Raw genomic sequence first — 26,219 nt, 5'->3', positions numbered from 1 at the left:
CTACTCGTACGTCTCACGAGGCGGGCGCGTGTCCAGTTCGACCGCTGTGCAGCGCCAGCGGTGGTCCGCCGTGCGGGCCAGGCGGAAGGCCAGGGCGTGCAGGCGGGGGCCCACCGCGATGCGGGCGAAGACCTCGTAGGCGGCGGGGCCCGCGACGAAGTGGCCGACGTCGTGGACCGTGGGGCGGGGGCCCGTGCGGGGCAGTGGGCGGTGGTCGAGGAGCCACAGCAGGTCGTCGAAGGCGTGGCCGGTGGTGTGGCGGGCGAACCAGTGCAGTGGCCGGTGGCCGGTCAGGACCAGCAGGAGCCGGTCGGTGAAGAGTTCGGTGGGGTGCGGCGGGGGCTGGGGAGCGGCCCGGACCGGGCGGCGGGAGTCCCGGCGCGTGGGCGGCCGTGTCGTCCGTCGGGGACCCTGCCTGTTCATCACCTTCTGCACGCCGCCTCCGGGGTACCGGTCGGTAACTTCTGATGGAGATCTTGTACGGGGGGCCGGGCAGGGGCGGCAAGGGGACGGGTCGGCCGACCGCGGGCGCGGGACGGTTCACCTATCCGGATGGCCGGCGGGCGCCGCGGGCGGCAACCGCGGGGCGGGGCCGGGTGACCGGGCGGACCCGGGCTGACGTGCGGGGGACCCGGGCGGCAGCCCGAAGGGGGACTCCCGCACGTATCCTGAAGGTCGTCACGGGCTCCTACGAAAGCGGACCGGCATGCGTGTCTACGTACCTCTCTCCCTGCCTCGACTCGCGGAGGCGTACAAGGCGGGCGAGCTGGGGCCCGCGCCGCTCACCGCCTTCGCCGTGACGCCCGCGCTGCGCGAGTGGTACCTCTCCGACGACATCGAGGAGCTGGAGTACGCCGCCCTCAACCGGGCCGCCCTGGCCTCGCTGCGGCTGCTCGCCGGTGAGCCCGACGCGGAGCGCCGGCGGGTCGTCGTGGCCGTGGACGTCGCGGACCGCGCGGCCGTCGCCGACCCGGACCGCGGGCTCGACCCGACCGCGCTCGGCGAGGTCTCCCTGCGCGAGGTCGTCCCGCTGGCCAAGGCCGCCGCCGTGCACGTGGACGGCGAGGACGCGCAGGCCGACGTCGTGGCCGCCGCCGACGCGCTGGGCGCGGCCGACCACGGTGACGACGACGCGCAGTTCGTCGTCGACGGGGCCGAGGACCACGAGCTGCTCTGGTTCGCGACCCAGGAGATCCCGAACCTGGTGGGCCTCGGCGACTGACCCGGAGGCCCCGCGGGGCCGCCCGGTGCGCGGGGTACTTTCTACGTATGGGGAAGCACATAGCCGACGCGCACATCGTCTGGGACTGGAACGGGACCCTCTTCCACGACACCCACGCCGTCATCAGCGCCACCAACGCCGCCTTCGCGGAGCTCGGACTCGCGCCGATCACGCTGGAGAAGTACCGCGCGCTGTACTGCGTGCCCGTCCCCAAGTTCTACGAGCGCCTGATGGGACGCCTGCCCACCGAGACCGAGTGGCTGCTCATGGACGAGACGTTCCACCGGCACTACACGCGGCACGCGCCCGACTGCGGGCTCGCGGAGGGCGTCGAGCTGCTGCTCGCCGGCTGGCAGGCCGCCGGCCGCAGCCAGTCCATCCTCAGCATGTACGGGCACGAGGAACTGGTGCCGCTGGTACGGCGGTTCGGGATCGCGGAGCGGTTCGTGCGCGTCGACGGGCGCACCGGGCCGTCCGGCGGCAGCAAGGCCGAGCACATGGTGCGGCACCTGGGGACGCTCGACGGTGTGGCGCCGGGACGGACCGTGGTGATCGGCGACGCCGCCGACGACGCGATCGCCGCGCTGCACGCCGGAGCGCGGGCCGTGCTCTACACCGGCGGCTCGCACGGCAGGTCGAGCCTCGAAGGGGTGGGCGTGCCCGTGGTGGACTCGCTGGCCGACGCGGTCCGGGTCGCCGAGGAGATCGCCGCGGGGTGAACTCCCGGCGGGGCACCCCCCGTTCGCGTGTCCCCTTCACCGGTCCCGTTCACGCTCCGCGTGTAGCTGCGTACGCTGTGGTGGTGGGATCGGTGGTGCGGCACGGCGTGACGGGGAGACAGAGGCCATGGGTTTCGGGTTCGGTCAGCGACGGGGCGGTCAACTGCCCGTAGAGGTCACCACGTTCGTCGGCAGGTCGGCGGAGCTCGCACAGGTGCGGGGCGCGTTCGACCGGGCCCGGCTCGTGACGCTGGTGGGGCCCGGCGGGGTGGGCAAGAGCCGCACGGCGATGCGGGCCGCGGCGGGGCTCGCCGAGCGGTTCCCGGACGGGGTGTGGCTCGTCGAGCTGAGCGCCCTGCGCGACCCGGAGCTGATCCCCGCGACCCTCGCCGCCGTGCTCCAACTGCCGGAGCAGGCGGGCATGGAGCCGCTGGACGCGGTCGTCGCGCATCTGCAGGGGCGGCGGCAGCTCATCGTCCTCGACACGTGCGAGCACCTCGTCGACGCGTGCGCGATGCTGACCGACGTGCTGCTGCGGGAGGCCGCGGGCGTCAGCGTGCTCGCCACCAGCAGGCAGCCGCTCGACGTGCCCGGCGAGCACTGCTGCGCCATCGCGCCGCTCGGCCCCGACGACGCCCTCGAACTGTTCGTGCAGCGCGCCGCCGCCGTCGTGCCGGGCTTCACCGTCACCGACGACAACCGCGAGCAACTCGCCGCCCTCGCCAATCGGTTGGACGGCATCCCGCTCGCGCTCGAACTGGCGGCGGTGCGGCTGCGGGCGGTGCCGCTGGCCCAGCTCGTGGAGCGGCTCGGGCACCGCTTCGAGGTGCTCACCGGCGGGCGGCGGACCTCCCTCACCCGGCACCAGACGCTGCGCACGGCCATCGGCTGGTCGCACGAACTGTGCACCCCGCAGGAGCGGCTGCTGTGGGCGCGGCTCTCCGTCTTCGCCGGATCCTTCGAGCTGTCGGCCGCCGAAGTCGTCTGTGCGGGCGGCGAGTTGGGCAGCGGCGAGGTCCTGGAGCGGCTGATCGGGCTCGTCGACAAGTCCGTCGTCCAGCGGATCGGCGAGGACGGCAGCAGGTACCGGCTGCTCGACACCATCCGCGAGTACGGTGCCGAGTGGCTGGAGGAGTCGGGGCAGGCGGCCGCCGTGCGGGCGCGGCACTTCGCGTACTACCGGGACCTCGGGCAGCGCTACTGGGACGAGTTCCTCACCCCCGCGCAGCCCGCGCACTACCGGGTGCTGCGCGCCGAGACCGCCGATCTGCGGGCCGCGCTGGAGCACGCCTACCGGACCGAGGAGTCGGCGGCGCAGGGCCTGTGGCTGGCGGCGCAGCTCGGGCCCTACTGGCGTGCGACCGGGGCGATGTCCGAGGGGCGCTACTGGATCGAGAAGGGCCTCGCGCTCCTCGGCGAGGTGGGCGAGGAGCAGGCCTGGGGCCGGTTCATGATCGCGCTGAGCGCCGTGTGGACCGGGGACCTGCCGGGCGCGCTCGAACTGTTCCACCGGGCCGTCGAGGTGGCGCGCGAGTCCCGCAACGACCGGGTGGAGCTGTTCTGCGACGCCTATCTCGGCGGGCTCACCGCACTGTGCGGCGAACCCGAGGGGCTGGTGGCCCTGGAGGACGCGCGGCAGCGGATCCTCGCGCGGGGCGACGGGCTCGGCATAGGAGTCGTCCACTACGAGGCCGCGATGCTGCGGGCCGTCCTCGGGGACACCGACGGCGCGCTGGAGCTGTGCGGGACCGGGCTCTCGTTCCTGGAGGGGACCGGCGAGCGCCAGCTGCTCGGGTCCACGCTCATGGTGCAGGGCGTGATCCTGTGGCTCGCCGGGCGGCGCGCGGAGGCCGTCGGGTCGCTGTGCCGGGCGCTCGACGCCGCCGCCGAGGTGGACGAGGTGCTGGTGGGGGCGCTGTGCTGCCTGGGGCTCGGCTGGGCCGCTGCGCACGAGAAGCGGTTCGTCCGGGCGGCGTGGCTGCTCGGGTACGCGGAGCACGCGCGGCGGCTGGGGGCGGGCGACCCCGTCGGGATGCTGCCGTCGCTCTTCGAGGAGCAGGAGGCCGTGCGCAAGGCCGTCCGGGTGGCGCTGGGCGACGAGCAGTTCACGCGGTGGACCGAGGTGGGGGCGCGGCTCTCCGGTGAGCAGGTGCTGGACGCGGTGCGGCGCGGGGCCGACAAGCCGGGAGCGGCGGTGCCGCCGGCCCGGGCGGGCGGGGTCGACGCGCTGACCCGGCGGGAGCGCGAGGTCGCCGCGCTGGTCGCGCAGGGGCTGTCCAACCGGGAGATCGCGGAGCGGCTGGTCATCTCGAAGCGGACCGCCGACGCCCACGTGGAGCACATCCTGGCGAAGCTGGGGGTGGGCTCGCGGACCGAGGTGCGGGCCGTGGCCGGAGTGGCCGTGCCCACCGTCCCCACCGGTGACTGACAGGTCCTAGGTATACGGAGCCGTCACGCCGCCGTTCCAATGCGTATACCGGTCTCCCGGAATACCGATGTCACGGGCATCGGCCCGCCGGGAAGCTGTCCGTGTGTCGTGCTCCTCCGGGAGGAAGCGGTGCGGCGGAGCGTCGGGCAGTAATGGTCAACTCCCCACGGCTGTCGTGGCAACGGCCCTCCGTCGTGGCGCCCGGAGGACGGCACTCGGGTGGCTGCCCTCGTCGGCGGGGCAGCCACCGCCGCTCCACACAACAGCCCGCCCGGACCCCGCGGGCTGTTCAGGAGACCGGCGCCTTCGCCCGCAGCACCGTGAGGAACTCCCGCATCCACGCCGAGTGGTCCGGCCAGGCCCGGGACGAGACCAGCGTGCCGTCGACCACCGCCTCCGCGTCCTGGAACGTGGCACCGGCCGCCTGCATGTCGGGTTCGAGCGCCGGGTACGCCGTCACGCGCCGGCCCCGCAGCCCGTCCACGGACGCCGTCAGGAGCGGCCCGTGACAGATCTGCGCGATGGGCTTGTCGGTGTCGAAGAAGGCCTTGACGATCTTGCGGAGCTCGCCGTCGCCGCGCAGGTACTCGGGCGCCCGGCCGCCCGGGATCACCAGAGCGGCGTACTGGCCCGGATCGACTTCCGCGAAGGCCAGGTCGGCCGGCCAGGTGTAGCCGGGCTTCTCCGTGTACGTGTCGAAGCCGGGCTCGAAGTCATGGACCACGAAGCGGAGCTTCTTGCGGGTGGGGGCCGCGATGTCGACCTCGTAGCCCTCCTCGCGCAGCCGCTGGTAGGGGTAGAGCACCTCCAGGGACTCCGCCGCGTCGCCGGTCACGATCAGGATCTTGGGTGCCATGGGTCGCACGCTCCCCTCGCTGATGGGCCTGCGCCCAACCTGCCGCCGCGCCGGGGTCCTGACAAGAGGGCGCGGTTCTGTGCAGAGTGTCAAAGTTCGACCCCCAGTTTTGTACACATACGGCTCATGACGCCTCCCGGGCGGAGAGCGATAGCCTTGACCCGTGATCAGCGCGATATCTCGCGGGGGCATCGTCGCCCCCTGCCCGCGCCGGGAGCCCACGGACCGCCACAGCGGACGTGCCCGGCGCTCAGACGCTGATCGTTTCCGGCGGATGGCCAGTACGTTGAAAATGGCGCATTCCCGTCCGCTCTTCTCCCATCCCGGCATAACGTCGTCGCAGACCGGACACCCCGCGTCGAGGCGTTACGTCGAACCACTTTTTTCTACGTCACGCAACGGCGCGCGACAGGAGCCAGAGGACAATGCAGACCAAGCTGGACGAAGCCAAGGCCGAGCTGCTCGCACGGGCCGCCCGGGTAGCTGAGAACAGCCCGGTAGGGGGGCACCTACCGACTGGGGCGACGGACGAGGGCACTCCCGACCGGGACACCGTGCTCGCGTTCCTCCAGCGCTACTACCTGCACACTGCACCGGAGGACCTGAGCGACCGCGACCCGGTCGACGTCTTCGGAGCGGCGTACTCGCACTACCGACTCGCCGAGAACCGTCCGCAGGGCACCGCGAACGTCAGGGTCCACACGCCGACCGTCGAGGAGAACGGCTGGACCTGCAGCCACTCCGTCGTCGAGGTCGTCACCGACGACATGCCGTTCCTCGTGGACTCCGTCACGAACGAGCTGTCCCGGCAGGGGCGCGGCATCCACGTCGTCATCCACCCGCAGGTCCTCGTCCGCCGCGACGTCGCGGGCAAGCTCCTGGAGGTGCTCCCCGCGGGCGCGTCCACCGACGCCCACGACGTGGTCACCGAGTCGTGGATCCACGTCGAGACGGACCGCGAGACCGACCGCGCCGACCTCAAGCAGATCACCTCCGACCTGCTGCGCGTCCTGTCCGACGTGCGCGAGTGCGTCGAGGACTGGGAGAAGATGCGCGACTCCGCGCTGCGCATCGCGGACGAGCTGCCCAGCGAGCCGACCGCCGACGACCTGCGCGACCAGGAGGTCGAGGAGGCCCGCGAGCTGCTGCGCTGGCTGTCCGCCGACCACTTCACGTTCCTCGGCTTCCGCGAGTACACGCTCACCGACGACGACTCGCTCGCCGCGGTGCCCGGTACCGGACTCGGCATCCTGCGCTCCGACCCGCACCACGAGGCCGACGAGCACCACCCGGTCTCGCCGTCCTTCAACCGGTTGCCCGCCGACGCCCGCGCCAAGGCCCGCGAGCACCGGCTGCTCGTCCTGACGAAGGCCAACAGCCGCGCCACCGTGCACCGCCCCAGCTACCTCGACTACGTCGGCGTGAAGAAGTTCGACGCCGAGGGCAACGTGATCGGCGAGCGGCGCTTCCTGGGCCTCTTCTCGTCCGCCGCGTACACGGAGAGCGTGCGCCGCGTCCCCGTCATCCGCCGCAAGGTCGCCGAGGTCCTCAAGGGCGCGGGCTTCTCGCCCAACAGCCACGACGGCCGCGACCTGCTGCAGATCCTGGAGACGTACCCGCGCGACGAGCTCTTCCAGACGCCCGCCGACGAGCTGCGTTCCATCGTCACCTCCGTCCTGTACCTCCAGGAGCGCCGCCGGCTGCGGCTCTACCTGCGCAAGGACGAGTACGGCCGCTACTACTCGGCCCTCGTCTACCTGCCGCGCGACCGCTACACGACGGGCGTCCGGCTGCGGATCATCGACATCCTGAAGGAGGAGCTCGGCGGCACCAGCGTCGACTTCACCGCCTGGAACACCGAGTCGATCCTGTCCCGGCTGCACTTCGTCGTCCGGGTCCCGCCGGGCACCGAGCTGCCGCAGCTGTCCGACGCCGACAAGGACCGCATCGAGGCCCGGCTCGTCGAGGCCGCCCGCTCCTGGGCCGACGGCTTCGGCGAGGCGCTGAACGCCGAGTGCGGCGAGGAGCGCGCCGCCGAGCTGCTGCGCCGCTACGGCCAGGCGTTCCCCGAGGGCTACAAGGCGGACCACTCGCCGCGGGCCGCCGTCGCCGACCTGGTCCACCTGGAGCAGCTCACCCACGGCGCCAAGGACTTCGCGCTGTCCCTGTACGAGCCGGTGGGCGCGGCCCCCGGCGAGCGCCGCTTCAAGATCTACCGGACCGGTGCGCCGGTCTCCCTGTCCGCCGTCCTGCCGGTGCTGCAGCGGCTCGGCGTCGAGGTCACCGACGAGCGCCCCTACGAGCTGCGCTGCGCGGACCGGACGACCGCGTGGATCTACGACTTCGGCCTGCGCATGCCGAAGCCGGCGAACGGCAGCGGTGACGAGCTGGGCGCCGACGGCCGCGAGCGGTTCCAGGAGGCGTTCGCCGCGACCTGGACCGGCCTCGCCGAGAACGACGGCTTCAACGCCCTCGTGCTGGGCGCCGGGCTGAACTGGCGGCAGGCGATGGTGCTGCGCGCGTACGCCAAGTACCTGCGCCAGGCCGGTTCCACGTTCAGCCAGGACTACATGGAGGACACCCTCCGGACGAACGTGCACACCACGCGTCTGCTGGTGTCGCTGTTCGAGGCGCGGATGTCCCCGGACCGGCAGCGCGCCGGCACCGAGCTGACCGACGGGCTGCTCGAAGAGCTCGACGGGGCGCTCGACCAGGTCGCCTCGCTCGACGAGGACCGGATCCTGCGGTCCTTCCTCACCGTCATCAAGGCGACGCTGCGCACGAACTTCTTCCAGGAGGCCGGGGGCGGCAAGCCGCACACCTACGTCTCCATGAAGCTCGACCCGCAGGCCATCCCCGACCTGCCCGAGCCGCGGCCCGCCTACGAGATCTGGGTGTACTCGCCGCGCGTCGAGGGCGTCCACCTGCGCTTCGGCAAGGTGGCCCGCGGCGGTCTGCGCTGGTCCGACCGGCGCGAGGACTTCCGTACCGAGATCCTCGGTCTGGTGAAGGCGCAGATGGTGAAGAACACCGTCATCGTGCCGGTGGGCGCGAAGGGCGGCTTCGTCGCCAAGCAGCTGCCCGACCCGTCGGTGGACCGGGACGCCTGGATGGCCGAGGGCGTCGCCTCGTACAAGACCTTCATCTCGGCGCTGCTCGACATCACCGACAACCTCGTCGCCGGTGAGGTCGTGCCGCCCGCCGACGTCGTGCGGCACGACGAGGACGACACGTACCTCGTGGTCGCGGCCGACAAGGGCACGGCGTCCTTCTCCGACATCGCCAACGGGGTCGCCGAGTCGTACAACTTCTGGCTCGGGGACGCCTTCGCGTCCGGCGGCTCGGCCGGCTACGACCACAAGGGCATGGGCATCACCGCGCGCGGCGCCTGGGAGTCCGTCAAGCGGCACTTCCGCGAGCTGGGCGTCGACACGCAGTCCGAGGACTTCACGGTCGTCGGCGTCGGCGACATGAGCGGTGACGTGTTCGGCAACGGCATGCTGCTGAGCGAGCACATCCGCCTGGTCGCCGCCTTCGACCACCGGCACATCTTCATCGACCCGAAGCCGAACGCGGAGACCTCGTACGCCGAGCGCCGCCGCATGTTCGAGCTGCCGCGCTCCAGCTGGGCCGAGTACAACAAGGAGCTGATCTCGGCGGGCGGCGGCGTCTTCCCGCGCTCCGCCAAGGCGATCCAGCTCAACGCCCACATCCGCGAGGCCCTCGGCATCGAGTCCGGCCAGGCCAAGATGACCCCGGCCGAACTGATGAAGGCCATCCTCCAGGCCCCGGTCGACCTGCTGTGGAACGGCGGCATCGGCACGTACGTGAAGTCGTCCGCCGAGTCGAACGCGGACGTCGGCGACAAGGCCAACGACGCCATCCGCGTCGACGGCCAGGACGTCCGCGCCAAGGTCATCGGCGAGGGCGGCAACCTCGGCGCGACCCAGCTGGGCCGCATCGAGTTCGCCCGCACCGGCGGCAAGGTCAACACGGACGCCATCGACAACAGCGCGGGCGTGAACACGTCCGACGTCGAGGTCAACATCAAGATCCTGCTCAACGGCCTGGTCTCCGAAGGGGACATGACCGTCAAGCAGCGCAACAAGCTGCTCGCCGCGATGACCGACGAGGTCGGGCACCTGGTGCTGCGCAACAACTACGCGCAGAACACCGCCCTCGGCAACGCCGAGGCGCAGTCCGCGTCCCTGCTCCACGCCCACCAGCGGTTCATGCGCCGCCTGGGCAAGCAGGGACACCTCGACCGGTCCCTGGAGTTCCTGCCGAACGACCGGCAGATCAAGGAGCTCCTCAACACCGGGCGGGGCCTGAGCCAGCCGGAGCTGGCCGTCCTCCTCGCGTACACGAAGATCACGGCCGCCGACGAGCTGATCACGACGTCGCTGCCGGATGACCCGTACCTGCGCCGGCTGCTGCACGCCTACTTCCCGCAGGCGCTGCGCGACAAGTACCTCGACGCGATCGACGCGCACGCGCTGCGCCGCGAGATCATCACGACGGTGCTCGTCAACGACACGGTGAACACGGGCGGTTCGACCTTCCTGCACCGCCTCCGCGAGGAGACCGGCGCGTCGCTGGAGGAGATCGTGCGGGCGCAGCTCGCCGCGCGCGAGATCTTCGGCCTCAGCGAGGTGTGGGATGCCGTCGAGGCGCTCGACAACGTCGTGGCCGCCGACGTCCAGACCCGGATCCGGCTGCACTCGCGGCGTCTGGTCGAGCGCGGCACGCGCTGGCTGCTCAACAACCGGCCGCAGCCGCTCCAGCTGGCCGAGACGATCGACTTCTTCAAGGCGGGCGTCACCGAGGTCTGGGCCGCCATGCCGAAGATGCTGCGCGGCGCGGACGCCGAGTGGTACCAGTCGATCCTGGACGAGCTGACCGGGGCCGGGGTGCCGGAGGAGCTGGCCGAGCGGGTCGCCGGGTTCTCGTCGGCGTTCCCGACGCTGGACATCGTGCAGATCGGCGACCGGATGGGCAAGGACGCGCTGGCCGTCGCCGAGGTCTACTACGACCTCGCCGACCGGCTCTCCATCACGCAGCTGATGGACCGCATCATCGAGCTCCCGCGGGCCGACCGCTGGCAGTCGATGGCGCGTGCGTCGATCCGCGAGGACCTGTACGCGGCGCACGCCGCGCTCACCGCCGACGTGCTGGCGGCGGGCAACGGGACGTCGTCGCCGGAGCAGCGGTTCAAGGCGTGGGAGGAGAACAACGCGCCGATCCTGGGCCGCGCGCGCACGACGCTGGAGGAGATCCAGGGCTCTGACGCCTTCGACCTGGCGAACCTGTCGGTGGCCATGCGGACGATGCGCACGCTGCTGCGCGCGCACTCGTAACGCGACAGCACTGAGCACGAGGGTGCCCCGGGCCGCACGGCCCGGGGCACCCTCGTGCTGTCAGGCAACCCGGACCGTCCTCCTGCCGTCTGCCCAGATGGACCACGGCGTGCCACGCCTCCGCCGAGCGCCCTATGCCTCGAAATCGGGCATTCCGTCTAAAGTGGACCCGATTGTCTGACAGATCAGGGAGAGTCGATGCCGTCGAAGCCGGATGCGAAGCCGGACACGAAGCCGACGAGCCGCGCGGTCGCACTGCCGGACGACTGGGCCGCGACCCCGCTCACCGTCGTCATGCCGACGTACAACGAGGCGGGCAACCTGCCGGGCATGGCGGAGGCGCTCATGGCGCTGCCCCTGCCAGGACTCCGGCTGCTCGTCGTCGACGACTCCAGCCCCGACGGCACCGGCGACATCGCCGAGGAGTACGTGCGCCGCTTCGGCGGCGAGCGGATGGCCGTGCTGCACCGGGCGGGCAAGGAGGGGCTCGGCCGCGCGTACGCGGCGGGCATGACGCGGGCCGTCACGGACGGCGCCCGCTACGTGCTGCAGATGGACGCCGACGGCAGCCACCCGGTCGCCCGGGTCCCCGAGATGCTGGGCGTCGCCCTCTCGACGGGCGCGGGCGTCACCATCGGCAGCCGCTACGTCGAGGGCGGCACCCTGTCCGACGCGTGGGGCGCCCACCGAAGGCTGCTCTCCCGCTGGGCCAACGCCTACGCGGGCACCATCCTCGGCACCCGCGTCCGCGACATCACCGGCGGCTTCAACCTGTGGCGCGAGGACGCGCTGCGCGCCATCGACCTGGCCTCCGTCGACAGCGCCGGGTACAGCTTCCAGGTCGAGATGAAGTACCGCGCCGTGCGCCGCGGTTACGGAACCATGGAGGTGCCGATCCACTTCGAGGACCGCACCGTCGGCGAGTCGAAGATGAACCTGATGGTGCAGCTGGAGTCGGTCGCCATGCCGTGGAAGCTGCGCGCGAGGTCGCGCCGGTGACCGCGACGGCGTACGCGCCGCCGCGCCCCGCGCTCGTGGTCCGGCTGCGCCGGCTCTCCTACGAGCTCGTCAAGTTCTGCGTGGTCGGCGGCAGTGGCGTCCTCGTCAACCTGCTCGTCTTCAACCTCCTTCTGCACGGCCTGGGTTCGGGCCCGATGGCGGCGACCGTCCTCGCGAGCTGCGTCGCCATGGGCACCAACTACCTGGGCTTCCGCTTCTTCGCCTACCGCGACCGCGCCGCCCGCACCCGCCGCCAGATCCTGCTGTTCTTCGTCTTCAGCGGCCTCGGCGTGCTGATGGAGAGCGTGCTGTTCTACGCGGGCTACCACGGCGCCGGAATGACCGGCCCGCTCGCCTCGAACGCGGCCAAGGCCCTGTCGATCCTGCTGGCCTCCGCGTTCCGCTTCCTCGTCTACCGGACGTGGGTGTTCCAGCATCAGCACCATGCGCGGCACCGCTAGGACAGGCCCTGGCGCGGCGGCCCGGTCCGCCGCGGTCCTGGTCCTCGTCCTGCTGGTGGGCGTCGTCGTGCGCCTGCCGTGGGCCGGGGACCTCGGCATGCACGCCGCCACCATCGAGCGGCTGCGGCACGATCTGCTCGACCCGGGCGATCCGCTCGTCGCCGCCGACGCCCCCAGCCCGTACTACACGCCCTGGACCCTGCTGCTCGGCTCCGTCGCGAAGGTGACCGGGTTCGGGGTGTTCGTGGTGCTGCGGATCGCGGCGCTGGTGTCGCTCGGCGTGCTGGTGACGGGCGTGTGGGCGTTCGTCGGCACGTTCCTCGACCGGGCGGCGGACCGGTGGCGGCACGCCACCGTCGTCTCGGTCGTGCTGCTCTGCCTCGTCCTGCTGTGGGGGACGCTGCTGTTCAACTGGAGCGGTTTCCTCGGCCTCAACTCCCTTGCGCTGACCGTCTCCTACCCCAGTACGTTCGCGCTCGGCGCCGCCTTCTGGCTGTGGTCGCTGCTGCGCCGGGCCGAGGGCTGGGGGCACTTGGTCGGCGCCGGTGTGCTGTGGGCGGTGATCCTGCTCAGCCACCAGTTCACCGGGGTCGTCGCCTCGCTCGGCGCCCTCGCGATGGTGCTCGGGGCGCGGCCGTGGCCGGCCCGCGCGACCTGGCTGCGGCTCGCGGCCGGGCTCGCGGTGGGCGTGCTGCTGCTGGTCTGCTGGCCGTACTACCGGTTCTTCGCCCTGTTCGGCGTCGGCGGTCTGGAGGGCATCCACCGCTCGCTGTACCGGGACCTCCTCGGCCGGTTCTGGCTGGCCGGGCTCGTGGGCGGGGCCGCGCTCGCGCTGCGGTGGCGGCGCGACCGGCGGGACCCGCTGGTGCTGTTCTGCCTGTTCGGGTGCGTGGTGTTCGCGGCGGGCGGGGTGAGCGGGCACTGGTCGTGGGGGCGGGTGCTGCCCGCCGTGCTGATTCCGGCGCAGGTCGCGGCGGGCCTCGAAGTGTTCTGCGCGCCGCGCTCCGCGGTGCGGGCCGCGTTCGGCTGGGTCGTCGCCGTGGCGCTGGTGGTGGGGGCGTGGACGCAGTCGGGGACGCTCGGGTACGTGCTGCCGCGGTCGGTCCTGCCGCCGCCCGCCGCCGCCCACTACCGGGAGCCGTGGCCCGGTTACCGGTGGATCACGCCGTGGGTGAAGTACGGGGACGTGGTGCTGGCCAAGACGTTCCCGGCCCGGCAGATCCCGGCGTACGGGCCGTACACGGTGGCGCCCGGCTACCCGGACCTCTTCCTGGGGGACGAGGGGGCGCGGGACGCGGCGGTGCGGACGTACTTCGCGGCGGGGTCGTCGCGGGCCGAGCGGATCGCGGTGCTGCGGCGGTACGGGGTGAAGTGGGTCGTGGCGTACCCGGGGGACGGGGGCCTGCCCCTGGAGCGGGTCGCGGTGGGACCGCGGGGGCAGGTGCTGTACCGGGTCGGGTGACCTGAAGGGGCGCGGGGAACTGCGCGCTCAGCCCTCCACCGGCGCGCAGACGCGTCTGCCACGTCCTGCCCCACGGCGAGTGCGGGTCCGTGCGGGCTGAGCGCGCAGTCCCCCGCGCCCCCTCACCGCACCAGCCGTACCGCCTGACGGACCTTGCGGCCCCACGGGCTGCGCCCGACCCGCCGTGCCACCGGCCCCACCACGCTCGCGGTCAGCCCGACCGACTCCCACCGCACCTGCAACCGCCCGGACCCCCGGCCCTCCGGCTCCACCGTCACCCGGTGGTGGGCGACTTCCGCGGTGAACGCGGGGAAGTCGAGCGGGGCCAGCAGGAGTCCCGTGTTGCGCAGGCCGCCCGGGGCCTGGAGCTGGAGCAGCGGGTGCCGGACCCCGTCGAAGCCCTGCGCCGGCAGCGGGGCCGACGCGAGGTCGAGCAGGACCCGGCCCTCGAAGACGCCAGGCCGCACCGGATCGAGCCGGAACCGCACCGTCAGGCGCTTGCGGCCGGGGGAGATGAGCAGCGAGGCGACCTGCGGGCCGACAGGCAGCCGCAGACCCGGGTCGTACGTGCGCACGTGCAGCGCGACGGAGGCCGGTCCCGGGCCCCGCTCGACCGACACGATCTCGTGCCGGAACTGCGCCCGGGGGAACGGCCGCGCCTCCAACGCCAGCTCGGTCAGGTCGAGTTCACGTCGTCCGGTGCCGGAGTCCGGCACCCGGTCGCCCCAGTACACGGCGCCGCCCTCGTCGGCCGACGTCACCCGCGGGGCGACCCCGTGGCCGAGGCCCCGCGCCGCGGTCCGCGCGTCGTCGAGCCGGCCGTCGCGGACCAGCTGGACGACGACCCGCTCGGCGCGTGGCAGGCGGGCGAACGCGCCGGGGGAGAGGCGGGTCAGGTACGGGGTGACGAGGGCGGCGAAGCCGCGCAGCCACTCGTCGTCCCGGTACGGCAGGTCGCCCGCGTACATCCGGAAGTCGTGCTTGAGGAACTTGTAGTCCTTCGCCTCGCGCAGCGCCTCGCTGTAGTCGCCGTCGGCCAGGAAGTCGTCGATGAGTTCCTGGACGTGGATGCGGTCGCGGACGTTGCTCAGCTTGTGCCGCTGGTTGGAGATGGAGGCCGCGGACTCGGCGACGTACGGCGCGATGTACCAGCGGTAGACCGGCTCGGGGACGATCCTGAAGGCCTTGGCGAGGCAGTAGGCCTGCGCCGAGAACAGCTGGTCCTCGTAGTGGATGCCCTCGGGGAAGCGCAGCCCGTGGCGGTCCAGGAACTCCCGCGCGTACATCTTGCTGGTCGACAGGTGCTCGAAGAACAGGCCGGGTTCGGCCTCGATGCCCAGGACGGTGCGGCCCTCGGCGACCAGCTGCGGCATCCACGTCGACGTGCGCCCGGTGTCGACGCGGACCCGCTCGACCGCGCCCATCGCGAAGTCGACGGCGGGCTCCTCGCCGTGCGCGGCGAGGAGCAGCTCGACGGCGCGCGGCGGCAGTTCGTCGTCGCTGTCGAGGAACATCAGGTACGGGGCCCGCGCGATGTCGAGGGCCCGGTTGCGCGGGGCGCTGCAGCCGCCGCTGTTCTCCGGCAGCCGCAGGTACGTGATGCGGTGGTCGGCGGCCGCCAGCTCCCGGGCCACTTCCGGGGTGCGGTCGGTCGAGTGGTCGTCGCTGATGATGATCTCGATGTCGCCGTGCGTCTGCGCCTGGAGCGAGGCGACGGCGCGCGGCAGGCGCTCGGCGTCGTTGTAGACGATGACCGTGACGGTGACGTCGGGGGTGCGCGCGGGCATCAGCTGGTCGCCTCCTCGGGCGTGGGCGCGGGGGTGCGGGACTCGACCGGGACGACCGGCGGCAGCGCCTCCTCGGGCTCGCCGAGGAAGACCCGGCGCACCACGCGCTCGGCCGCGTGCCCGTCGTCGAACTCGCAGAACCGGCGCCGGAAGTGCGCGCGGGCCTTGGCCGACGCCTCGTCGCGCCAGGCACCGCCGACCAGGATCTCCGTCAACTCGTCCTGGGTGCGCGCCACATGACCCGGCGGCTCGGCCATCAGGTCGAAGTAGGTGCCGCGCGTCTTCGCGTACGTCTCCCAGTCGTCGGCGTAGCTGATGATCGGGCGGTCCAGGTTCGCGTAGTCGAACATGATGGACGAGTAGTCGGTGATCAACGCGTCGGCCGCCAGGGCCAGTTCCTCCACCGGGTCGTACGTGGACACGTCGATGACGCGGCCGCTGCGGCGCAGTCCCGCGAGCGGGGAGGCCGTGCCGCCGTAGAAGTAGTGGCCGCGCACCAGGAGGACCGTGCCGGCGCCGAGCCGTTCGGACAGGGCCGTCAGGTCGAGGCGCGGGGTCCACGTCGCCTCGTAGTCGCGGTGCGTCGGCGCGTAGAGGACCGCCCGCTTGCCCGGCGCGATGCCGAGGCGGTCGCGGACCGCGCGGATGTCGGCGGCGGTCGCGCTGTAGTAGACGTCGTTCCGCGGGTAGCCGTGGTCGAGCGAGACGTAGTGGGAGGGGTAGGCGTGCTCCCACATGCGGGTGGAGTGGCTGTTCGCGCTGACGCTGTAGTCCCACTTGTCGATCCGGGACAGCAGCGCGTCGAAGTCGAGGCCCTTGGACGCCGTCGGGTAGTCGAGCTGGTCCAGGCCCATCTTCTTCAGCGGGGTGCCGTGGTGCGTCTGCAGGTGGATCGCGTCCGGGCGCTTGACCACCGCGTTCGGGAAGTTGACGTTGTTGGTGAGGTACGCGGCGCGGGCCATCACCTCCCAGTAGCGGCGGGTGCCGGGCACGACGTGGTCCGTGCCGGGCGGCAGCAGCGGCTCGGTCGCCTTCGACACCACCCACACCGGCCGGACGTGCGGCGCGAGTTCGGCGAGCTTCGCCGCGATCGCGCCCGGGTTGCAGGCCACGCCCCGGTCCCAGTACGCGGAGAAGACGGCGAGCTCCGGGTCGACCGGTGTGCGCAGCGCCCGCTGGTAGTAGTGGTCGCGGACCTTCGCCCCGGCCTTCTTCTTGCCCGCCCGCACGGCCGCCTTCAGATCGCGGCGCCGGTGGTTCGCGGCCTGGAACGCGCGGTACTTCGTGTACGCGTCCTCTTCGAGGAGCCGGCGCCTGATGCCCTCCAGGCCGCCGGGCCGCCGGTGCCCCGCGGGCTCCCAGCGGACGGCCGCCGCGGACGCCCGGTGGAAGAACTCCCGCGCCACCTCGTCCGGCATCGTCTCGCGCGCCACGACCCGCATCGCCTCCGTGGCCATCAGGTCGTACAGGACGGCGCGCGGGCGGGCCGGGGTGCGCAGGCGCTGCATCAGGCGCTGGAGGTCCTCGTACGCGCCGATCAGCCGGTACCGCTGCTCCGCGGTCACCGGCGGCAGGCTCTCGCGCCGCAACGCCCGCACGTCGAGGACCACTTGCTCGGTGCAGGCGATCCGGTCGGCGAGCACGAGCGCGGCCCGGGCCGGGAACATCTCGTCGTCGGCGGCCAGTTCCTCCTCGTGAGCGCGCCAGAACGCGGCGCGCAGCGCGCGGTTGCCGAGGAGCGGCGTGACGCGCAGCAGGCCGGGGGCCTCGCCGAGGGTGACGTCGCGGCGGCCGACCGCGGCCAGGTACCGGGCGTCGCCGCCGCTGCCGCCACCGCTGGAGCGCCAGGTCGAACGGACGTGGTCCGCGACCACCACGTCCACCGTGTCCGGTACCTCGGACACCCGGTCGAGCAGGGCCCGTACGCCGCCCACCGGCGGCCGGTCCTTGGCGTGCACGAACCACAGCCAGTCGCCGCGGGCCCGCCCGGCCCCGGCGGCCCGCGCCGCCGCGTCCGACGTGCCGTCCGGCAGCGGGACGACGGTGCCGCCGTGCCGCACCGCCACGTCCTGCGCCGCCTCGCCGACGGCGGCCGTCAACAGCTCGACGCCGGACGGCAGTTGGCCGGCCACGGCGTCCAGGCAGACGCCCAGCAGGCCCTGCACGTCACGGCCGTGCACGATGACGCTGAGCCGGGGCGCCGCCGGGTTCGTCGTCGTCATCTCAGGCTCCGCCCTTCTCCAGCATCCGGTCCACCACCCGGCGGGCCGCCCCGCCGTCGTCGAAGTCGCAGAACGCCGAGCGGAACTCCGCGTACGCCCGCTCGTACGGTCCGGTCGCCGCGGTCACGTCCCGCAGCGCCGCGATCAGTTCGCCGGACGTCTGCAGGAGCGGGCCCGGCGCCTTCTCCTCGAAGTCGAAGTAGAAGCCGCGCAGCCGGCCCCGGTAGTGCTCCAGGTCGTACGTGAAGAACAGCATCGGTCGGCCGGTGACCGCGAAGTCGAACATCACCGAGGAGTAGTCGGTGACGAGGACGTCCGCGACGAGCAGCAGGTCCATCACGTCGGTGATCCCGGCCTGTGCCGACACGTCCCACACGAAGCCGTCGCCCGCGCCCGGCACCGGCTCCGCGACGTGCGCGTGCGGCCGGATCAGCAGGACGTGGTCGTCGCCCAACTCGCGTCTGGCCGCGTCTAGTTCGATCCGCAGGTCGAGCAGGAAGCCGCCCCGGTGGCGCTGCTTGTCCTCGCGCCAGGTCGGCGCGTACAGGACGACCTTCTTGCCCTCCGGCAGGCCGAGCCGCTCGCGCATCCGCTGGGCGCGCTTGGCGCGGTCGGCGGACAGCAGCACGTCGTTGCGCGGGTAGCCGGCCTCGACGAGGTCGCCCTCGTAGCGGAACGCGCGGCGCAGGACCGGCGTCGAGAAGCTGTTGGGGGACAGCAGCATCGACCACTGGTGGCGCTCGCGGTCCAGGTCGTCGAGGTAGGCCGTGGACGCGAAGTGGTCGTTGTCGAAGTCGAAGCCGATGCGCTTGAGCGGGGTGCCGTGCCAGGTCTGCACGATCTGCTGGCCCGGGCGGCGCTCCAGCCACTTCGGCAGGTGGGTGTTGCCGACGACGTAGCGGGAGCGGGCGAACGCCTCGTAGTACTCGGGGCTGTGCACGCGCAGCGCCCGCGCGGTGGGCGGCACCTCGCACTGGCCGTCCTTCACCACCCACAGGTGCTCCAACTCGGTTCCCCTGCGCACCAGTTCCTCGTGGATGGCGCGGGGCGAGTCGCCGTACATGCGGCCGCCGAACACGTCGTAGACCACGGCGTCGCGCAGCGGTTCGTGGCGGGCCAGCGGGTACGTGTGCTCGCGCAGGCGGGTCTGCCGGTGGCGGCTGCGCTCGGCGGGGCGCAGTTCCGAGTGGGCGAGCAGGGCGAGCTGGTCGTACTGGCGGGCCTGCAGCTCGATCCGCTTGCCGGCCGCGGTCACCTCGGCCGGGAGGGCCTGGTACGCGGTCGGGGCGAGCTGCACCGAGCTGCGGGTGCCGTCCCGGCGCTCGACCGACGGCCACCAGAAGCCGGAGCGCAGGGGGAGGGCGGAGTCGGGCGGGGCCGGGGTGAAGGTGGCGCGGAACCGGCCGTCGGCGGCCTCGGCGGGGAACGCGTACTCGTGGCCCGACCAGGTCTGGCGCAGGACCAGGCGCAGGGGGTGGGTGCCGGGGGCGGGGTAGGTGCCGGTGAGGGTCACGGTCCCGTCGGCGTCGACGGTGACCGTCTCCACGAGGGGCTGGGCGGGCTGGTCCACGAGCTGGAGGTAGCCGCCGGGGGAGCGGCGGGCGTACAACGCCCGGTCGGCGTTGGGGAACTGGGCTCCGCTGCATCCCTCGCGGTCGTCGAGGACGAGGGCGAGCCGGGTCGTCCCGGCGGGCGCCTGCGTCCCGGCACGCGGCACCGTGGGCCGCCTTGCCCGCCCTGCCGCCCCGGGCGGCGGACTGCCCGAGCCGGGGCCGGGGCCGCCCGGAGCGTCGGCGGGGCCGAGCAGGACCGACGTGTCCCAGCGGGCGATCGAGCGTTCCGCCTGGGTGGGGCGCAGGCGTTCGTGGTCCTCGCGGACCTCCCGGAGGTCCGCCGCCCGCACCCGCGCGGTGAACGGCACCCGGCCGTCGCCGTCGGCCGGGCCCAGGTCGAGCGGCGCGAGCAGCACCTTGCCGGACTCGCGGTGGCGCAGGCGCAGGGCGGCCGCGGCCTCAGGGGCCGTGCGCAGCACGCCCCGCACGACCAGCTCGCCGGCCACGTGGCGCACTTCGAGGGCGCGGGCCTGCGCCGTCTCGACGCGCAGCTGCAGGATGCCGCCCTGGATCTGCGGGGCGACGCGGACGTCGGGGGAGACCCAGTGGGCGGGCGGCGCCTGGCCGGAGCCGGTGCGCGCTCCGTGCAGCGGCCCGCGGCGCGGTGTCGCGTGCGTGCCGCCGACCGCGATCCTGACGTGCCAGATGCCGTCCGCCCAGCGGCCGCGGTGCCGGAGCCGGCCCGGATCGACGGTGGCGCTGAAGCCCGCCCAGTCCACGTGCCGGAACTCGCCGCCGGAGGCGACCGTGGCCTCCGGGTCGTGGTGGCTGCGGGCCGGGACGACGACGCGCTTGCGGCCGCCCTTCTCCCGCAGGACGAGGGCCTTGAGCGCCTGGCTGCGCTTCTCCGCGCCGAGCTGCCGGGCGAACGCCCAGCCCGCCAGGTGCAGCTTCCCGTCCGCGCCCCAGGACGCCGAGTCGAGCCGGCTGCGCAGGCCCAGCTCCTGGTGGTCCAGGCGGAGGACCGCGTCGGGGACCGGGCGGGAGGCGTCCAGGAACGGATAGGCGGCGCGCGGGTGCAGCACCCCGGCCACCGGCAGCGAACCGCCGTGCTTCTTCTCGAACTCCAGCAGGGCGATCAGCTCGTCCATCCGCCGGTGCACCGTCAGATAGATCTTGAGCTTGTGCGGGACGGGCAGCGCCTTGACCCTTTGCTGCCCGATGTCGCGGGCGAGCTGCCCGACGTGGTCGAGGAACGCCGCCCGGTACGCCGGGCCGGAGGCCGGCAGCACCTTCCAGAAGAGCGGCATCTCCTCGTACAGGGCGTTGTGGTCGTAGACCGCGAGGTGCTCCGCGTACATCGGGTCGGAGCCGACCCGCCCGGCCAGGAAGTCGCGCACCATCCGGATCGACCGCACCCGGTCGACGAGCCCCCGCGGGTCCGTGCGGTTCTGCGTGATGGAGCGCTCGCCGGTCTCCCGCTCGCGCCAGTGGTAGATCGGCTCGCTCAGGACGTCGACGGAGCCGGCGAGGTAGTGGGCCGGAATGCTGACGGGCGCGTCCTCGTACAGCATGCCCTCGGGGTACGCGAGCGCGTGCTCCTGCCAGAAGTCGCGGCGGTACACCTTGTTCCACGCGGTGCGGTCGGTGAGCAGCGGGCGGAACCGGGAGATGTGGGTGCGCAGCCGGGTGGTCGCGAAGGGGGTGCGGTGCACCGGCGACTGGACGTGCCCGGCCGACCGGAAGCGCGTCACGTTGCCCGCGGCGAAGTCGGAGCCCGTCTCGTCGAGCGTCTCGATGAGCAGCTCGTACGCGTTCGGCGGGAGGGTGTCGTCGCTGTCGACGAACGCCAGGTACGTGCTGCCGGGGGCCGTCTCGCGCACCCCCGTGTTCCGGGCGGCGCCCAGCCCCCGGTTCGGCTGCGATATGAGGCGGAAGCGGCGGTCGCGGGCGGCCCACTGCCCGGCGATCGCGGCGCTCCGGTCGGTCGACCCGTCGTCCACCATCACCACCTCGAAGTCGGTGAAGGTCTGGTCGGCCAGGGACCGGAGGCATTCGTCGAGGTACAGCTCGACGTCGTGGACGGGGACGATCACACTCAGCCGGGGCTGAGCCTGGGGCTGCCGGGCCTTGGCCTGCACGCGTGCTCCTTATCCTCTTCTGTTCACCGCTCAGCGCACCATATTGGCACTAAACGGACAAAAGGGTAAGTGCGGTTGTGCTTTTGGTGGGCCTCACGAGGGAAGAGGGGCTTTGGCCCGTTTAGGTTCAGTCTTGGTGGGATTCGTGAAGGCCTCGTACGCCTTGAGGACCTCGTCCGTCGGCCCGTCCATCCGCAGCTCCCCGCGCTCCAGCCAGAGCACGCGGTCGCAGGTGTCGCGGATCGACTTGTTGCTGTGGCTGACCAGGAAGACGGTGCCCGCGTGCTTGCGCAGCTCCCGGATGCGGGCCTCGGAGCGCTTCTGGAAGGAGCGGTCGCCGGTGGCCAGCGCCTCGTCGATGAGCAGCACGTCGTGGTCCTTGGCGGCGGCGATGGAGAACCGCAGCCGGGCCGCCATGCCGGACGAGTAGGTGCGCATCGGCAGCGTGATGAAGTCGCCCTTCTCGTTGATCCCGGAGAAGTCCACGATCTCGTCGTAGCGGTCGCGGACCTGCTCGCGGGACATGCCCATCGCGAGCCCGCCGAGCCGCACGTTGCGCTCGCCCGTGAGGTCGTTCATCAGGGCCGCGTTCACGCCGAGCAGGGACGGCTGTCCGTCGGTGAAGATCCGCCCGTTCTCCACCGGCAGCAGCCCGGCCACGGCCTTCAGCAGCGTCGACTTCCCCGACCCGTTCGTGCCGATGAGCCCGATGGCCTCGCCGCGGTACGCGGTGAAGCTGACGTTCCTGACCGCGTGCACGGTGCGCACCCCGGCCCGCTTCTCGGCCTTCTTCTTGCCGCCGATGATCCGGTTGAGGGCGGCGGTGGCGGTGCCGCGGCCCGCGCCGGTGCCGTTGACCCGGTAGACGATGTCGACGCCGTCGACGATGACGGTGGGCACCGCTTCGGTGCCGGTCCTCTTGTCAGCCACGGCCGTACGTCTCCTCTGCCTTCCAGAAGTAGATGAACCCGCCGACGCCCGCGAGCAGCGCCCAGCCCAGGGCCCACGCCCACACGTGCGTGGGCAGCTGGCCCGCGGTGAAGGTGTCGATCAGCGCGAAGCGCATCAGGTCGATGTAGACGGCGGCCGGGTTGGCCTGGAGCAGCACGGTCACGATGTGCGGCAGACCCTTGTCGCCGACCAGGTGGTCCAGGCTCCACATGACCCCGGACACGTACATCCAGGTGCGGAGCAGGAACGGCATGAGCTGGGCGATGTCGGGGGTGTGCGCGCCGACCCTCGCCATGATCAGCGCGAGCCCGGTGTTGAACGTGAACTGCAGCAGCAGCACCGGGATCACCAGCAGCCAGGACATGGCCGGCGGGACGCCGAAGCAGAGCAGGATGACCACCAGCGCGCACATCGAGAACAGCAGCTGCTGGAGCTGCTGGAGGCAGTACGAGACGGGGAGCGCGGCGCGCGGGAAGTGCAGCGCCCGCACCAGCCCCATGCTGCCCGCGATCGCCCGGGTGCCCGCCATCACGGACGACTGCGTGAACGTCCACACGAACACGCCCGTGACCAGGAACGGGACGTAGTCCGGCACGTCCCTCTTGGTGTCCATCAGGACGCCGAAGATGAAGTAGTAGACCGCCGCGTTCAGCAGCGGCGTCGCCACCTGCCAGACCTGGCCCAGCTTCGCCTGGCTGTACTGCGCGGTGAGCTTGGCCGTCGCGAAGGCGGTGATGAAGTGGCGCCGCTGCCACAGCTGGCGCACGTACGCGGGCAGGGAGGGCCGGGCGCCGCTGACGCTCAGTCCGTACCGCGCGGCGAGGACCGCCGCGTCCTCCGTCCCGTGCGCCGCGGTGGGCGCGGGCGCCGGCGCGGGAGGCGTGTCCAGGGCCTGACTCACATCGCCTGCTTTCCTCGGGGTTTGCCTGCTGTTTACGTCGGGACGGACCCGTATCGTCGTGACGCGAGACTAGGCCGCTTCGACGTCGGAACGCAACCGTTTCGTCGTTACGGAACTATGCTTTGCCCCATGACGACCAACGCCGACTCCGCCAAGCCGACGCGTCGCAGGGCTCCCGCCGGGGCCGCGGTCCTCCGCGAGGACGTGACCGACGCCATCCGCGCAGCCGTCTTCGAGGAACTCGCCTCGGTCGGCTACGCACGCATGTCCATCGAAGGGATCGCGCGCCGCGCGGGTGTCGGGAAGACGGCGGTCTACCGCCGCTGGCGCTCCAAGCTGCACCTCGTCCTCGACCTGGTCTCCGCCATGGCGGTGCAGGGCCTTCCGGCGCCGGACACCGGCTCCCTGGAGGCCGACCTGCTGCTGCTCTACCAGGTCACGTCACGGGCGCTGCGCCACCCGGTGGCCGGCCAGATCATCCCCGACCTCCAGGCCGAGGCGGCCCGCAACCCCGACATCGCCGAGGCCATGCAGAAGGCGCTGCGCGAAGGGCAGCACGGCGTGGCGAGCGGCATCGTCCAGTCGGCCGTCGCCCGCGGCGAGCTCCGCGAGGGCCTCGACGAGGACCTCGCCCTCGACCTGATCTCCGGCCCGCTCTACTGGCGCGCGGTGGTCGTGCGCTCGCCCAAGCTGCCCAAGGGCCATCTTGAGCGGTTGTCCGCGGCCACGTCGGCCGCGCTCAGGGCGCTGTGACGTAGCCGAGGAAGGCGGCCCAGGCGGCGGGGGCCGCGGTGAGCCGGGCGTGCTCGGGGCGCTTCGAGTCTCGGACGTGGATGGTGGTGGGGGTGGGGGCGACTTCCACGCAGTCGTTGCCGTCGCCGCTGCTGCTGTAGCTGCTCTTGTGCCAGCGCAGGTCAGCGGCGAGGTCGGCGAAGGTCGTACGGATCATGTCTCTCCCAGCAATCGCTCGACTAGGGCTCGCGACTCCCGCGGTGACAGAGCCTGAGCCCGGATCATTCCATAGCGCAATTCCAGGATCCGGAGCTGCTTCGGATCGGAAACGGGACGCCCGTTGAACGCGCCGTCGGAGCGGCCGATCGCGGTCCCGTCCGGGAACTTCAGCACCTCGATCAGTCCGCCCGTTCCAGGATGCTCCTCCGACGCGGTCGGCATCACCTGCAGCGCGACGTTGTGCAACTGGCCGATCGCGAGCAGGCGTTCGAGCTGCTGGCGCCAGACCATTGTGCCGCCGACCCGGCGGACCAGCGTCGCCTCCTCCTGGATGAAGCTGAGCGCCGGCGCGGGGTCCCGGTCGAAGACCGTCCGCCGGGCGAGGCGGGCGGCCACCACGCGCTCCAGGTCGTTCGTCGAGTAGGCGGGGAGCCAGCCCGCGAAGAGGGCGCGCATGTGGCCCTCGGTCTGCAGCAGGCCGTGCACGTTGTGGTTGCTGTACAGACACATCTCGACGCACCGCGCCTCCATGTCCGCCAGCTCCCGCACCTTCTTCGGATAACGGGCCCTGGCCATCCGGGACTTCATGTGGCGGACGGCGCCACCCGCGCCCAGCACCTCGTCCACCTTGTCCAGGTACTCCGGCCGAGGAATCCGTGCGCCGCGCTCGATCTTCCGTACGAGGTCCTCGCCGTACCCGACGGCCTCCGCGAACTCCGGCACCCGCAGACCCGCCGCCTCCCGCAGGAACTTCAGCTGGTCGCCCACGATCTCGACCGCCGAGGCGATCTCGTCCTCGGGGTCGACGTCCCACCCGGGCTCGTCCATACGCACCCACCTCCACTGCCGAGCCGTACCCGTACGGCCTCCCGGACAGCGGGGACAAGCCGGGACAGACGCGGGACAGATCCGATACGCACCGCAGTCGTGCCAGCTCGAAGGACCCCTCGTCCGGAACGCTGAGTGACATGGAAACAGAAACTCAACTCACCGCAACCGAACGCGAGTTCACGCTCCAGTTGTCGGCGACGCCGCGCGGCGCCCGGCTGGCCCGGCTGCTCGCGACGGAACAGCTCCGGGCCTGGGGCCTGCCGTTCGAGGCGGCGGGCCACGTGGTCGCGGAACTCGCGGCGAACGCCGTCACGCACGGCCGGGTGCCGGGGCGGGACTTCCACCTCGCGCTCCGGGCGACGGACGACGCGATCCGGGTGGAGGTGACGGACACGCGCGCGGAACGCCTCCCGGAACTGCGGCCCCCGGCCGCCGACGCCGAGTCGGGCAGAGGGCTCCTGCTGGTGGAGGCGCTGGCGACGCGCTGGGGCGTGGCGGTCGGGGTGCCCCCGCGCAAGACGACCTGGGCCGAACTGGCGGTGCGGGCCTGACCCGAAAACCCGGTGCCCGGCCCCGCCCGCCCCCGCTACCGTCGCTCCCCATGGTCAACGGAGACGCACCCAAGGACCCCGACGGCTACTTCCCCGAGCGCATCGCGGCCGACTACGACCGGTCGTCCGCCCGGATGTTCACCCCCGAAGTCCTCGACCCCACCGTCGACTTCCTCCACCGGCTCGCCGGTGACGGGCCAGCGCTGGAGTTCGGCATCGGGACGGGGCGGATCGCCCTGCCGCTCGCCGCGCGCGGTGTCGACGTGCGCGGGATCGATCTGTCCGAGGCGATGGTCGCCCGGCTGCACGCCAAGCCGGGCGGCGACCAAGTACCTGTGTCCATCGGGGACTTCGCGACCACCACGGTCGGCGCCGGAGGCGAATTCACCCTCGTCTACCTCGTCTTCAACACCGTCATGAACCTGACCTCGCAGGACGCGCAGGTCGACTGCTTCAGGAACGCCGCCGCGCACCTCGCCCCCGGCGGCCGTTTCGTGGTCGAGACCATGGTGCCCGACCTGCGCAGGCTGCCGCACGGGCAGGAGGCCGTGCCGTTCCACGTGAGCGACACCCGGTGGGCCTTCGACCGGTACGACGTCGTCACGCAGGCCATGAGCTCGAACTACGTCGAGGTCGACCCGGAGACCGGGCACGGCTCGTACTGGACCATCCCCTTCCGGTACGTCTGGCCGGCCGAACTCGACCTCATGGCACGCCTCGCCGGGCTGCGGCTGCGCGAGCGGTGGGGCGGCTGGGCGCGGGAGCCGTTCACGGGCGAGAGCGGCCAGCACGTGTCCGTGTGGGAAAAGCCCGCCGGCCCCTGATCT

Annotated in this window: 19 protein-coding genes; 10 read left to right on the top strand and 9 right to left on the bottom strand. The window is 72.4% G+C overall.

The annotated features are described in order from the left end of the window. Complete coding sequence (locus RBJ77_RS41305) at nucleotides 1-423, bottom strand: Rv3235 family protein (protein ID WP_372349678.1); 423 nt, start codon at nucleotides 421-423, stop codon at nucleotides 1-3. A 283-nt stretch (nucleotides 424-706) separates the two neighbouring features. Between RBJ77_RS41305 and RBJ77_RS41300 the strand changes: the two genes are divergently transcribed. The 3 genes from RBJ77_RS41300 (at nucleotide 707) to RBJ77_RS41290 (ending at nucleotide 4,369) form a co-directional block, all read left to right on the top strand. Then, the gene (locus RBJ77_RS41300) at nucleotides 707-1,222 is read left to right on the top strand and encodes a hypothetical protein (protein ID WP_372349677.1); all 516 of its coding nucleotides are present in this window, start codon (nucleotides 707-709) and stop codon (nucleotides 1,220-1,222) included. Between the two features lie 47 nt (nucleotides 1,223-1,269). Beyond that, the gene (locus tag RBJ77_RS41295; protein ID WP_372349676.1) at nucleotides 1,270-1,941 is read left to right on the top strand and encodes an HAD family hydrolase; all 672 of its coding nucleotides are present in this window, start codon (nucleotides 1,270-1,272) and stop codon (nucleotides 1,939-1,941) included. A gap of 127 nt (nucleotides 1,942-2,068) precedes the next feature. Beyond that, nucleotides 2,069-4,369, top strand: coding sequence for a LuxR C-terminal-related transcriptional regulator (locus RBJ77_RS41290; protein WP_372349675.1), 2,301 nt, complete (start codon nucleotides 2,069-2,071; stop codon nucleotides 4,367-4,369). Nucleotides 4,370-4,658: 289 nt separating this feature from the next. Here RBJ77_RS41290 and RBJ77_RS41285 read toward each other — a convergent pair whose 3' ends face one another. After that, the gene (locus tag RBJ77_RS41285; protein WP_372349674.1) at nucleotides 4,659-5,225 is read right to left on the bottom strand and encodes a DJ-1/PfpI family protein; all 567 of its coding nucleotides are present in this window, start codon (nucleotides 5,223-5,225) and stop codon (nucleotides 4,659-4,661) included. Nucleotides 5,226-5,650: 425 nt separating this feature from the next. Between RBJ77_RS41285 and RBJ77_RS41280 the strand changes: the two genes are divergently transcribed. The 4 genes from RBJ77_RS41280 (at nucleotide 5,651) to RBJ77_RS41265 (ending at nucleotide 13,504) form a co-directional block, all read left to right on the top strand. Beyond that, nucleotides 5,651-10,582, top strand: a complete 4,932-nt coding sequence (locus RBJ77_RS41280) for an NAD-glutamate dehydrogenase (protein WP_372349673.1) — start codon at nucleotides 5,651-5,653, stop codon at nucleotides 10,580-10,582. A gap of 198 nt (nucleotides 10,583-10,780) precedes the next feature. Next, complete coding sequence (locus RBJ77_RS41275) at nucleotides 10,781-11,581, top strand: polyprenol monophosphomannose synthase (protein WP_372349672.1); 801 nt, start codon at nucleotides 10,781-10,783, stop codon at nucleotides 11,579-11,581. Next, a complete protein-coding gene (locus tag RBJ77_RS41270; RefSeq protein ID WP_372349671.1) occupies nucleotides 11,578-12,042 on the top strand; it encodes a GtrA family protein in 465 nt (154 codons plus the stop codon). Before RBJ77_RS41275 ends, RBJ77_RS41270 begins: the two co-directional genes overlap by 4 nt. Continuing rightward, complete coding sequence (locus RBJ77_RS41265) at nucleotides 12,026-13,504, top strand: hypothetical protein (protein WP_372349670.1); 1,479 nt, start codon at nucleotides 12,026-12,028, stop codon at nucleotides 13,502-13,504. The genes RBJ77_RS41270 and RBJ77_RS41265 overlap by 17 nt, the downstream gene beginning before the upstream one ends. 122 nt (nucleotides 13,505-13,626) lie before the next feature. Here RBJ77_RS41265 and RBJ77_RS41260 read toward each other — a convergent pair whose 3' ends face one another. The 5 genes from RBJ77_RS41260 to RBJ77_RS41240 form a co-directional block, all read right to left on the bottom strand. Beyond that, the gene (locus tag RBJ77_RS41260; protein WP_372349669.1) at nucleotides 13,627-15,291 is read right to left on the bottom strand and encodes a glycosyltransferase family 2 protein; all 1,665 of its coding nucleotides are present in this window, start codon (nucleotides 15,289-15,291) and stop codon (nucleotides 13,627-13,629) included. Next, the gene (locus RBJ77_RS41255) at nucleotides 15,291-17,513 is read right to left on the bottom strand and encodes a CDP-glycerol glycerophosphotransferase family protein (protein WP_372349668.1); all 2,223 of its coding nucleotides are present in this window, start codon (nucleotides 17,511-17,513) and stop codon (nucleotides 15,291-15,293) included. Before RBJ77_RS41255 ends, RBJ77_RS41260 begins: the two co-directional genes overlap by 1 nt. Before the next feature lies 1 nt (nucleotide 17,514). Continuing rightward, nucleotides 17,515-21,207 carry a CDP-glycerol glycerophosphotransferase family protein gene (locus RBJ77_RS41250; protein ID WP_372349667.1) on the bottom strand — a complete coding sequence of 1,231 codons (3,693 nt, stop codon included), beginning with the start codon at nucleotides 21,205-21,207 and terminating at the stop codon, nucleotides 17,515-17,517. Between the two features lie 93 nt (nucleotides 21,208-21,300). Further along, complete coding sequence (locus tag RBJ77_RS41245; RefSeq protein ID WP_372349666.1) at nucleotides 21,301-22,137, bottom strand: ABC transporter ATP-binding protein; 837 nt, start codon at nucleotides 22,135-22,137, stop codon at nucleotides 21,301-21,303. After that, nucleotides 22,130-23,059 (bottom strand): ABC transporter permease, encoded by a 930-nt coding sequence (locus RBJ77_RS41240; RefSeq protein WP_372349665.1) that lies wholly within the window; start codon nucleotides 23,057-23,059, stop codon nucleotides 22,130-22,132. Before RBJ77_RS41240 ends, RBJ77_RS41245 begins: the two co-directional genes overlap by 8 nt. A 129-nt stretch (nucleotides 23,060-23,188) precedes the next feature. On the opposite strand from RBJ77_RS41240, the gene RBJ77_RS41235 reads away from it, so the two are divergent. Beyond that, nucleotides 23,189-23,812: a TetR/AcrR family transcriptional regulator gene (locus RBJ77_RS41235; protein ID WP_372349664.1), complete on the top strand. Its 624-nt coding sequence runs from the start codon at nucleotides 23,189-23,191 to the stop codon at nucleotides 23,810-23,812. On the opposite strand, the gene RBJ77_RS41230 is transcribed toward RBJ77_RS41235, so the two are convergent. Both RBJ77_RS41230 and RBJ77_RS41225 read right to left on the bottom strand, forming a co-directional pair. Beyond that, complete coding sequence (locus tag RBJ77_RS41230; protein WP_372349663.1) at nucleotides 23,799-24,008, bottom strand: DUF397 domain-containing protein; 210 nt, start codon at nucleotides 24,006-24,008, stop codon at nucleotides 23,799-23,801. The two genes, RBJ77_RS41235 and RBJ77_RS41230, sit on opposite strands and share 14 nt — an antisense overlap. Next, on the bottom strand, nucleotides 24,005-24,838 hold the full coding sequence (locus RBJ77_RS41225) for a helix-turn-helix domain-containing protein (RefSeq protein WP_372349662.1): 834 nt from the start codon (nucleotides 24,836-24,838) through the stop codon (nucleotides 24,005-24,007). Before RBJ77_RS41225 ends, RBJ77_RS41230 begins: the two co-directional genes overlap by 4 nt. A gap of 140 nt (nucleotides 24,839-24,978) precedes the next feature. On the opposite strand from RBJ77_RS41225, the gene RBJ77_RS41220 reads away from it, so the two are divergent. After that, nucleotides 24,979-25,392: an ATP-binding protein gene (locus tag RBJ77_RS41220; RefSeq protein WP_372349661.1), complete on the top strand. Its 414-nt coding sequence runs from the start codon at nucleotides 24,979-24,981 to the stop codon at nucleotides 25,390-25,392. Between the two features lie 50 nt (nucleotides 25,393-25,442). Next, entirely contained in the window at nucleotides 25,443-26,216 is a 774-nt protein-coding gene (locus RBJ77_RS41215) for a class I SAM-dependent methyltransferase (RefSeq protein WP_372349660.1), read from the top strand. The last annotated feature ends 3 nt before the right edge of the window (nucleotides 26,217-26,219 follow it).

Source organism: Streptomyces sp. KL116D (assembly GCF_030766975.1).
Classification (GTDB): domain Bacteria; phylum Actinomycetota; class Actinomycetes; order Streptomycetales; family Streptomycetaceae; genus Streptomyces; species Streptomyces longispororuber_A.
Note: the sequence above shows the minus strand (reverse complement) of the source record. Positions and strands in the feature narration are given on the sequence as shown.